This window comes from Micromonospora sp. NPDC051924, from assembly GCF_055586005.1.
The window spans coordinates 146,155-156,208 of sequence record NZ_JBVJJA010000003.1; the positions used below are offsets into that span (position 1 = coordinate 146,155).

Here is a 10,054-nt window from a genome sequence, read left to right on the forward strand (position 1 = left end):
CCTTCAGTACGTCAGGCCGTAGCCCTGCGGGAAGAGCGGCACCTGCCCGTCGCCGGCGTTGATGGGCTGCTGGCTGACCGAGTTCATCCAGGTCATCGGCAGTTTGCCGGTGGGTGCGTACCCGCCGAAGAGGACGTCGGCGACGCCGGCGCCCTCGGTGCCGGGCAGCCAGGAGGCCAGCAGCGCGTCCCACCTGGGCAGTTCGGCCGAGATGTCCATCGGCCGGCCGGAGACCAGCACCACGATCACCGGCACGCCGGCGTTGCGCAGCGTCGAAATAGTGCGCAGGTCCTCACGGTCCAGGCTCATGCTGCCGGTCCGGTCGCCCTGCCCCTCGGCGTACGGTGTCTCGCCGACCACCGCGATCGCGGCCCGGTAGGTCCCGTCGATGCCGGTGCCGCGCTGGTTGTAGGTGACCGTGGTGGTCGGCCCGACGGCGGCGCGGATGCCCTGGAGGATGGTGGTGCCGGGGGTGATGTTGCCCGACGAGCCCTGCCAGGAGATGGTCCAACCGCCGCTCTGGTTGCCGATGTTGTCGGCGTTCTTGCCGGCCACGAAGATCTTGTTGTTGTCCCGGGCCAGCGGCAGGACGCCGCCGCTGTTCTTCAGCAGCACCTGGGACTGGCGCACGGCCTGCCGGGCAAGGCCCCGGTGGGCCGCGTTGCCCACCGTCGGGGTCCAGCTCCGGTCGGTGTACGGGCGCTCGAAGAGCCCCAGTTCGAACTTCTTCGTGAGGATGCGGCGGTTGGCATCGTCGATCCGGCTCATCGGCACGTGCCCGTTCTGCACCTCGGCGCGCAGGGTGCTGATGAAGCTCTTCCAGGCGGTGGGCACCATCACCATGTCGATGCCGGCGTTGATCGCGGTGCTCACCTCGGCGGCGGTGAAGCCGGCGCTGCCGTCGATCTGGTCGATGCCGTTCCAGTCGGAGACGACGAAGCCGGAGAAGCCGAGCTCTCCCTTGAGGACGGTGGTGATCAGGTACTGGTGGCCGTGCAGTTTCACGCCGTTCCAGCTGCTGTAGGAGATCATCACCGCGCCGACCCCGCGCTGGACCGCGGCCTGGAACGGGGGCAGGTGGATGGCCCGCAGGTCGGCCTCACTGAGCTGGGTGTTCCCCTGGTCGTCGCCGCCGGTGGTGCCGCCGTCGCCGACGTAGTGCTTGGCGGTGGCGAGCACCGAGGTGGGGCCGCCGAGGGTGCTGCCCTGCAGGCCGGTGATGAGGGTCGACAGGTTGGACGGCAGGTCGGGGGTCTCGCCGAAGGACTCGTAGGTGCGCCCCCACCGGTCGTTGCGGGCGACGCAGAGGCAGGGGGCGAAGTCCCAGTCCACGCCGGTGCCGGTGATCTCCTCGGCGACGGCCTGGCCGATCTGCTGCACCAGGGCCGCGTCGCGGGTGGCACCGAGCCCGATGTTGTGCGGGAAGATCGTCGCCCCGTACACGTTGTTGTGGCCGTGCACGGCGTCCACCCCGTAGATCATCGGGATGCCGAGCGGGGTGGCGACGGCGGCGCGCTGGAAGCCGTCGTACATGTCGGCCCAGGAGGTGGCGGTGTTCGGCGAGGGCGCCGAACCGCCGCCGGAGAGGATCGAGCCGAGCCGGTAGGTGGTCAGGTCGCTCGTGGTGACCGAACCGCGCTCGGCCTGGGTCATCTGGCCGATCTTCTCGTCCAGGGTCATCCGGGCGAGCAGGTCGGCGACGCGGGTGGCGACGGGCAGCGTCGGGTCCTGGTAGGGCAGGCCGGCGGCGGAGGCCCGGGCGGGCGCGGTCAGGGCGGTGAACGCGACGAGGAGCAGGACGAGCGGGAGGGGACGGTGGCGGTGACGGATCACGGGTCGCTCCTTCCGGAGGAACGCTGAGGCCGTTGACCGGACCCTACGCCCGCACGCATCGACTGTGAACAATCCTTGCAGGTTCCGGAACCGCCGGGCGGGCCGGCGCCGGAGCGGACTACCGTGGCGGAGGTTCGCGCAAGATCGGACGAGGTGGCGAAGACGGACATGACCGACCACGGACACGAGCTGCTCTTCGGCGGCTTCCTCACCCCCACCGCCGGGCGACCGGAGCAGGTGGTGGCGCTGGCCAAGCTCTGCGAGCAGGCCGGCCTCGACCTGGTCACCTTCCAGGACCACCCGTACCAGCCGGGGTTCCTGGACACCTGGACGCTGATGTCGTTCGTGGCCGCGGCGACCAGCCGGGTCCGACTGGCCGGCAACGTGCTGAACCTGCCGCTGCGCCAGCCGGTGGTCCTCGCCCGCAGCGTGGCCAGCCTCGACCTGCTCACCGGCGGCCGGGTGGAGCTGGGGCTGGGCGCCGGCGCGTTCTGGGAGGCGATCGAGGCGGTCGGCGGGCGGCGGCTCAGCCCCGGGCAGGCGGTGGACGCCCTGGACGAGGCGATCCGGGTGATCCGCGAGGTGTGGGACACCGGCCGGCGCGGCATGGTCCGGGTCGAGGGCGAGCACTACCGGGTGGTCGGGGCGAAGCGCGGACCCGCGCCGGCGCACCCGGTCGGGATCTGGGTCGGCGCGTACAAGCCGCGGATGCTGCGGCTGGTCGGGCGGGCGGCGGACGGCTGGCTGCCGTCGCTGGCGTACCTGCCGAAGGGACCGGCGGAGCTGCCGGCCCTCAACGCGCTGGTCGACGAGGGCGCGGCGGCCGCCGGCCGGGACCCGGCGGCGGTGCGGCGGCTGCTCAACGTCAACGGCACGTTCACCCGCTCCGCGACCGGCTTCCTGAAAGGGCCGCCCGAGCAGTGGGTGGAGGAGCTGGCCGGGCTGGCCCTGGACCACGGGATCTCCACCTTCATCCTCGGCAGCGACGAGCCCCGGGCCATCCAGCTGTTCGGCCAGGAGATCGCGCCCGCGGTGCGCGAGCTGGTCGCCGCCGAACGCACCACGCCCGGCAGCCGGGCCCGCGCCGTACAGGAGGAGCGGGCGGCGGTCCAGGCCGGCGGGTCCACCGGCCTCGCGGTCACCCCCACCCCCGATCCGGGGGTACGGCTGAGCGCGCGCCGGCTCTGGGACGAGTCCACCCGGCCCGCGTCCCCGCCCGCGCCGGCCGGGCACGTCTACACCCCGCACGGGCAGGCCGCCGGGCAGCACCTGGTGGACGTGCACGACCACCTGCGTCAGGAGCTGCATCAGCTGCGTGACCTGCTCGAACAGGTCAGACGCGGGGCGGTCTCCGCCGGGGCGGCCCGGGCGGCGCTGCACGAGATGACCATGCGGCAGAACAACTGGACGCTGGGCGCGTACTGCGCCGCGTACTGCACGGTGGTGACGCAGCACCACGGCCTGGAGGACAACTCGATCTTCCCGCACCTGCGCCGCTCGGACGCCGGGCTGGGGCCGGTGCTGGACCGGCTGGCCGAGGAGCACGTGGTGATCCACGAGGTGGTCGAGGGCGTGGACCGGGCCCTGGTGAACCTGATCCGGCAGCCGGGCGACTTCACCGAGCTCCAGGAGGCGGTGGACCTGCTCACCGACACCCTGCTGTCGCACCTGTCCTGGGAGGAGCGGGTGATCGTCGAGCCCCTGGCCCGGTTCGGCTTCTACACCGGCCAGCTCTGAGCGGCTTATTCCCGGCCGGGACGTGAGAAAGCTGGCTTTGCTCGCCCTAAGTCAGCTCGGGTAGCGTCACCGGCATGACGGACTTCCTCGCCCAGCGCGACACCTGGTCGACCGCCAACTGCTCGATCGCCCGGGCGCTCGACGTGGTCGGCAACCGGACCACGCTGCTCCTGCTGCGCGAGGCCTCGTTCGGCACCCGCCGGTTCGACGACTTCGCCCGCCGGGCCGGGGTCAGCGAGCCGGTCGCCGCCGCCCGGCTCAAACAGCTCGTCGCCGACGGACTGCTGGAGCGGCGGCCCTACCGGGAGCCCGGCCAGCGCACCCGGGACGAGTACCTGCTCACCCCGAAGGGCCGGGACCTGCTGCCGGTGCTCGCCGCCCTGCGCCAGTGGGGCGACGCGTACGCCGTCGACGAGCCGTCGGTCCGGGTGGCGCACCACGACTGCGGGGCGCCCGTGCAGGTGGCGCTGCGCTGCGAAGCCGGGCACGACGTGCCGCCCGGCGAGGTGGACGTGCTGCCCGGCCCGGGCCTGCTTCCCACCTGATCCACCCTTCCCTGCCACACCCTCAGGAGCGAGACATGAAGATCGCCGGACGTACGGCCCTGGTCACCGGGGCCAACCGCGGCTTCGGCCGGCACCTGGCCGCCGAGCTGTCGGCCCGGGGCGCCACCGTCTACGCGGGCGCCCGCAACACGGACACAGTCGACCTGCCCGGGGTCACCCCGGTCCGGCTGGACATCACCGACCCGGAATCCGTCCGCGCCGCCGCCGAGCTGGCCGGTGACGTCACCCTGTTGATCAACAACGCCGGGGTGAGCACCGGGGCGGACCTGCTCGACGGTGACCTCGCCAAGATCCGGCTGGAGCTGGAGACCCACTACCTCGGCACCCTGTCGGTGGTGCGGGCCTTCGCGCCCCGGATCGCGGCCAACGGCGGCGGGACCGTCCTGAACATCCTCTCCGCCCTGTCCTGGATCACATTCCCCCAGGTCGGCGCGTACGGCGCGGCCAAGGCCGCCGAGTGGTCGATGACCAACGCGCTGCGCGCCCAGCTCGCCGACCGGGGCGTCCGGGTCGCCGGCCTGCACGTCGGGTACATGGACACCGACATGACCGCCGGGGTGACCGGGCCGAAGTCCGACCCGGCGGAGATCGCCCGGATCGCGGTCGACGGCATCGAGGCCGACCGGTACGAGATCGTCGCCGACGACACCTCTCGCAACGTCCTGGCCGGCCTTTCCGGGGGGGTCGCCGCCCTCTACCCGAACCTCCCGTGACACTCGCCCGGAAGGGCCCTCTCCCAACGCCTGGCGACAAGAGGGGCCCTTCCTGGCGCGGCGGGGCGGGTCCCGGTGGCACAGTGTCGGCATGCGACAGGGGTACGCCCACCAGGCCGTGCTGGGCACGACGCCGGACGCCGACGACCGCGCACCCGGGGCGGCCGTTACCGTCGCCCTGTGCGGCCACTGGGAGCACGACCCGCCCTGCCCGGTAGCGGCGCACCACACCGGCGCCGAACGGGTGGGCGACGAGGTGCGGCTGCGCATCCTCTTCGCCACCGAGCCGCACCTGGAGCAGAGCGTCCGGCGGGACATCGACCGGGCGTTGGCGCGCGGCGAACTGGCCGGCCCGGACGGCAGGACGACCCGCTGGCGGCTGCTCGACAGCCGGCCGGCCGAGCCGTCGGCTCACGAGGCCGAGCACCTCCAACGTCTGGTCCGTGGCTAGGCAGCCCCGGCCGCGGCACCGACCCGGCGACGCGGCAGGGCCACGGGCGAGCCGGTCGGCGAGGACCGGGAGAGTCGCGCGGCTCGTGGTCAGGGACTCTTCAGATCCAGATCGGCCAGCTCGGCGCGGGACACCACGCCGAGCTTCGGGTACGCCTTGTACAGGTGGTAGCCGACCGTGCGAGCGGACAGGAACAACCGCGTCGCGATGTCCTTGTTGGACAGGCCGGCGGCGGCGAGCGTGACGATCTGCAGCTCCTGGGGGGTGAGCCGGGCGGCGGGACCGGTCGACCGCCGGGGCGCCGGGGTACCGGCGGCACCCAGCTCGGTGCGGGCCCGCGCCGCCCACGGCGCCGCGCCGAGCTTCTCGAAGCCGTCCAGCGCGGCGGACAGGTAGGTGCGTGCCTCCGCCCGACGCCGGGCCCGGCGCAACCACTCCCCGTACAGCAGCGCCGTGCGGGCCTCGTCGAACGGCCGGTTGAGCCGGCGGTAGGCGGACAGCGCCGCGACGTACGGCTCCCCCGCCTCCTTGTCCGGGCCGAGCAACGCCTGGCAGCGCAGTACGACCGCGTCGATCCACGGCTGCCGGGCGTGCGCGGCCCAGCGTCGGTACTGGGCGAACGCCTCGGCCGCCACGTCCGGCCGGCCGGCCCGCACCGCGGCTTCGACCAGGTCCGGTGTGCTGCGGGTGGCTGAGACGTGGAACCGGGCCCGGCCCTCGGCCAGCGGCGCCAGCCACGTCAGCGCCGACTCGGCGCGGCCGTGACCGAGCTCCAGCAGGCCGAGCGCGGCATACACCCACGGCACCTGCCACGCCGGGTCGGCGCCCGCGACCCGGGCGAGCGCCTCATCGGTGATCCGCCGGCACCCGTCCTCGTCCCCGGCCACCGCGGTCAGGTACGCCAGCGGCTCGCCGAGCCGATCAATCCACTGCCGCTGGTCGGTGTCGCGGGCGATCGCCAGGGCCTCCTGCGCCGCCGCGGCCGCCTCGGCCTGCCAGCCCGCGAACTGCCAGCCGCACGCCAGGTAGAAGAGCGCCTGCGGTAGCCAGCCCACCCGGCCCTGCCGGCGCGCCAGCTCCACCTGTTCCTCGGCCAACTCGACGGTGACCGCCTCCTGCCCGAGGACCAGCCCGAGCCCCGCGACGAGGATCGCCGCACCCGGCTCGTTCGCCGCGCCACGGGCCGTCGCGATCATCGCTCCGGACGCCGCCCAGTCGACCCCGTCACCATCACCCGTCCCGCCGACGATCGGGGTGACGGTGTGCATCAACAGCCGGGCCAGCGGGGTCAGCGGGTCGTCGGGCAGCAGCGCCGAGCGCAACCGCGCCACCGACTCCGACAGCTCCCGCTCCCCCGCGTACCACCCGACGTGCAGCGCCTCCACGAGCAGGCTCAGCGCCAGATGCCGGTCGGTGGTGGCGGCCCGGGTGGCACCGTGCAGCAGGCGTTCGTGCGCCGACGGCAGCGCGCCGCGCCAGAAGTCCGCCGCGGCGCGCACCGCGGTCAGCCGGGCCGCCAGCAGCGGATCCTCCGTGCCGGAGCGCTCGGCCAGGGCGGCGAGCGCGTCGGAGCGGTCCAGGTCGCCCGCCTCGGCCGCGGCCTCGGCGGCGAGCGTGAGCCGGCGCAGGTGGGCGGCGGGCTCGGCGGTGAGCTGCGCGGCCCGCTCGTACGCGGCGGCCGCCGCGGCATGCCCGCTGCGCTCACCGGCCCACGCCGCGGTGCGTTCCAGCTCGGCGGCGACCCCCTCGTCGGTGCCGGTGGTCGCCGACGCCAGGTGCCAGGCACGACGGTCGGCGTCGCCGGGGCGGTCCAGCGCGGCGGCCAGCGCGTCATGTACGGCGATGCGCCGGCCGGGCGGTGTGCCGTGCCACACCGCGGCCCGGACCAGTGGATGCCGGAACGACACCGTCTCGTGCGCGGTCACCAACCCGGCCCGGACCGCGGCGTCCAGCTCGGCGCTGCCGGCGCCCAGCTTGCCGGCGGCGCGCAGCAGCACACCGAGGTCGCCGGTGTCGTCGGCGGCGACCACCTCCAGCAGGGTGCGCACGCCGTCCGGCAGCGTCCGCACCCGGGCCTGGAACGCCTCGCGCAGCCGATCGGGCAGCGCTCCACCGGCGGACCCCGCCGCCGGCAGCTCGATCAGCGCCAGCGGGTTGCCGACCGCCTCGGCGAGCACCCGGTAGCGCGTGCCCGCGTCCAGGTCGGCGGCGCGCTCGGCCAGCAGCGCCGCCGCGGCGGACGGGTCCAGGCCGCGCAGCGGAAGGTCCGGCACACCGGGCGCCGGAAAGCCGTCGGTGCGGGCGGCGAGGAGCAGGCCGACCGGCTCGGCGCCGAGGCGGCGCGCCGCGAACAGCAGCGCGTCGGCAGACGCCCGGTCCAGCCACTGAGCGTCGTCCACGACCGCCAGCAGCGGGCCGTCGTCGGCCACCTCGGACAGCAGCGACAGCACCGCGAGGCCGACCAGGAACCGGTCGGGCGCGCCGGCCGCGGCCAGGCCCAGCGCACCGCGCAACGCCTCGGCCTGCACCGTCGGCAACGCGTCGAGCCGATCCAACACCGGGCGCAGCAGCAGGTGCAGGCCCGCGAACGGCAGCTCGGCCTCCGACTCCACGCCGACGCCGCGCAACACCCGCAGCCCGGCGGTGTCGGCGTGCGCGAGCAGCGCCGTCTTGCCGATGCCCGGCTCACCGCGCAGCACCAGCGCGCCGCTGCCGCCGGACCGCACGGTGTCCAGCAGCTCGCCGACCACCGCCAGCTCCGCGTCCCGCCCGTACAGCATGGCCGAGACGTTACCGACGCCCACCGACAGATGTACTGATGCGTGACAGATTCCGCGACCGGCGCGGCTCCATAGCGTTCAAGGCACCTCACACGAGATGGAGAAACGTCATGAAGGTCATCGACCGGTACATGGAGAGCTGGAACGAGACGGATCCGGCGCGGCGGCGGGCGCTGATCGACGAGGTGTGGGCCGAGCACGGCCGGTACACCGACCCGCTGGCGGTCGCCGAGGGCCGGGACGCGATCGACGCGACGATCGCCGCCGTGCAGGGACAGTTCCCGGGGCTGCGGTTCAGCGCCGGCCCGGTGGACGCGCACCACGACATCGCCCGGTTCACCTGGACGCTCGGCACGGACGACAGCGAGCCTCTCGTCGTCGGCTTCGACGTCGCCGTGCTCAGCGAGGACGGCAGGATCGCCGCGGTTCACGGCTTTCTCGACAAGGTCCCCGCATGACAACCCTGGAAGGGCGAGCCATGAGCACCATCGCCGCACCGGCAGGCATGCCGCTGCGGGCCGAGACCGGCTGGGGCGCACTGCTGGTGCTGCTGACCGGCACGTTCGTCACGCTGCTGGACTTCTTCATCGTCAACGTGGCGATCCCGTCGATCCAGACGGACCTACGGGCCGGGCCCTCGGCCGTGCAGTGGATGGTCGCCGGATTCGGGCTGGCGCTGGCCGCGGGACTCATCACCGGTGGCCGGCTGGGCGACCTGTACGGCCGGCGCCGGCTGTACGCGTACGGCCTCGGCCTGTTCACGCTCGCCTCGGCGGCATGCGGGTTGGCGCCGAGCGCCGGCGTGCTGGTCGGCGGCCGGGTCGTGCAGGGTGCCGCCGCCGCGCTGCTGATGCCGCAGGTCCTGGCCATCATCAACACCGTCTACACCGGCGGCCGGCGGGCTCGCGCGTTCAGCGCCTACGGCGTGGCGGTGGGGCTGGGCGCCGTGTTCGGGCAGCTCATCGGCGGGCTGCTGATCCGCGCGGACGTCGCGGGTCTCGGCTGGCGCAGCATCTTCCTGATCAACGTGCCGATCGGCGTGGCGGCGGTGGCGGCCAGCCGGCGCCTGGTGCCCGAGTCGCGCTCCGCGACCGGTGCCCGCCTGGATCTGGTCGGCACCGTACTGGTCACGCTCGGCCTGATCGCCATCGTGTACCCCCTGGTGGCCGCCGAGCCGGCCGGCTGGTGCCTGGCGGCCCTGCCGCCGCTCGCCGCGTTCGCGCTGCAGCAACGCCGGCTGGCGGCGCGGGGCGGCGCACCGCTGGTGGACCCGCGCCTGTTCAGCGACCGCGCGTACACCGTGGGGGTGCTGGTCAGCCTCGCCTTCCAGCTCACGATGGCGTCGTTCTTCCTGGTGCTGGCGGTGTACCTGCAGGACGGGCGCGGTCTGTCGGCGCTCGCGTCCGGGCTGCTCTTCGTGCCGCTCGGCGTCGGGTATCTCATCACGTCGATGCTGTCCGGCCGGATCGCCGCCCGGCTGGGCCGCCGGACGCTCACCGTCGGCACACTGGTGGTCGCCGCCGGGTACGGCCTGCTGGCGCTCACCGCGCACGAGCCGATCGGCTGGCTGGTGCCGGGCCTCGCGGTGGCCGGCGCGGGCATGGGCTTCGTCGTGGCGCCGCTGCCCTCGATCGTGATGGCCGGCGTGGCAGCACGGCACGCGGCGGCCGCCTCCGGGGTGCTCTCCACGGCGCAGCAGGCGGGCAACGCGGTCGGCGTGGCCCTGATCGGCAGCGTGTTCTACCGCGCGCTCGACACCGGCGCCTTCCCGCACGCGTTCGCGCTCAGCCTCGACGTCCTGGTGGTGTTGAGCGTTGCGGTGGCGGTCCTCGTCCGGTTGCTGCCCGACCGCACCGCCTGACGTACCACCTGGGGGGGGGGGGGGGGGGGGGGGGGGGGGGGGGGGGGGGGGGGGGGGGCGCGGGGGGGGGGGGGGGGGGGGGGGTTGGAGGAGGCCTAGGGGCCCACGCAGGT

Annotated in this window: 8 protein-coding genes; 6 read left to right on the top strand and 2 right to left on the bottom strand. The window is 74.3% G+C overall.

The window, feature by feature from the left end; genetic code table 11:
* Positions 1-3: 3 nt before the first annotated feature.
* Positions 4-1,833: a glycoside hydrolase family 3 protein gene (locus ACZ6S5_RS03215; RefSeq protein WP_465997224.1), complete on the bottom strand. Its 1,830-nt coding sequence runs from the start codon at positions 1,831-1,833 to the stop codon at positions 4-6.
* Between the two features lie 168 nt (positions 1,834-2,001).
* Here ACZ6S5_RS03215 and ACZ6S5_RS03220 point away from each other — a divergent pair, with 168 nt between their 5' ends.
* The 4 genes from ACZ6S5_RS03220 to ACZ6S5_RS03235 all read left to right on the top strand — a co-directional run bounded on the left by ACZ6S5_RS03220 (position 2,002) and on the right by ACZ6S5_RS03235 (position 5,300).
* Positions 2,002-3,570 (top strand): LLM class flavin-dependent oxidoreductase, encoded by a 1,569-nt coding sequence (locus tag ACZ6S5_RS03220; RefSeq protein ID WP_465997226.1) that lies wholly within the window; start codon positions 2,002-2,004, stop codon positions 3,568-3,570.
* 74 nt (positions 3,571-3,644) lie between these two features.
* Entirely contained in the window at positions 3,645-4,115 is a 471-nt protein-coding gene (locus tag ACZ6S5_RS03225; protein WP_465997228.1) for a winged helix-turn-helix transcriptional regulator, read from the top strand.
* Positions 4,116-4,150: 35 nt separating this feature from the next.
* Positions 4,151-4,849, top strand: coding sequence for an SDR family oxidoreductase (locus tag ACZ6S5_RS03230; RefSeq protein WP_465997230.1), 699 nt, complete (start codon positions 4,151-4,153; stop codon positions 4,847-4,849).
* Positions 4,850-4,940: 91 nt separating this feature from the next.
* Entirely contained in the window at positions 4,941-5,300 is a 360-nt protein-coding gene (locus ACZ6S5_RS03235; protein ID WP_465997232.1) for a hypothetical protein, read from the top strand.
* An 89-nt stretch (positions 5,301-5,389) separates the two neighbouring features.
* On the opposite strand, the gene ACZ6S5_RS03240 is transcribed toward ACZ6S5_RS03235, so the two are convergent.
* Positions 5,390-8,080 carry an AAA family ATPase gene (locus ACZ6S5_RS03240; protein ID WP_465997234.1) on the bottom strand — a complete coding sequence of 897 codons (2,691 nt, stop codon included), beginning with the start codon at positions 8,078-8,080 and terminating at the stop codon, positions 5,390-5,392.
* Between the two features lie 110 nt (positions 8,081-8,190).
* On the opposite strand from ACZ6S5_RS03240, the gene ACZ6S5_RS03245 reads away from it, so the two are divergent.
* Positions 8,191-8,538, top strand: a complete 348-nt coding sequence (locus tag ACZ6S5_RS03245; RefSeq protein ID WP_465997236.1) for a nuclear transport factor 2 family protein — start codon at positions 8,191-8,193, stop codon at positions 8,536-8,538.
* Positions 8,535-9,941 carry an MFS transporter gene (locus ACZ6S5_RS03250; RefSeq protein ID WP_465997238.1) on the top strand — a complete coding sequence of 469 codons (1,407 nt, stop codon included), beginning with the start codon at positions 8,535-8,537 and terminating at the stop codon, positions 9,939-9,941. Before ACZ6S5_RS03245 ends, ACZ6S5_RS03250 begins: the two co-directional genes overlap by 4 nt.
* Positions 9,942-10,054: the final 113 nt, after the last annotated feature.

Bases quoted from the DNA above. Each gene is read 5' to 3' on its own strand.
- ACZ6S5_RS03225 (WP_465997228.1), top strand. From the start codon at position 3,645: ATGACGGACTTCCTCGCCCAGCGCGACACCTGGTCGACCGCCAACTGC.
- ACZ6S5_RS03250 (WP_465997238.1), top strand. From the start codon at position 8,535: ATGACAACCCTGGAAGGGCGAGCCATGAGCACCATCGCCGCACCGGCA.
- ACZ6S5_RS03235 (WP_465997232.1), top strand. From the start codon at position 4,941: ATGCGACAGGGGTACGCCCACCAGGCCGTGCTGGGCACGACGCCGGAC.
- ACZ6S5_RS03240 (WP_465997234.1), bottom strand. From the start codon at position 8,080: ATGCTGTACGGGCGGGACGCGGAGCTGGCGGTGGTCGGCGAGCTGCTG.
- ACZ6S5_RS03220 (WP_465997226.1), top strand. From the start codon at position 2,002: ATGACCGACCACGGACACGAGCTGCTCTTCGGCGGCTTCCTCACCCCC.
- ACZ6S5_RS03230 (WP_465997230.1), top strand. From the start codon at position 4,151: ATGAAGATCGCCGGACGTACGGCCCTGGTCACCGGGGCCAACCGCGGC.
- ACZ6S5_RS03245 (WP_465997236.1), top strand. From the start codon at position 8,191: ATGAAGGTCATCGACCGGTACATGGAGAGCTGGAACGAGACGGATCCG.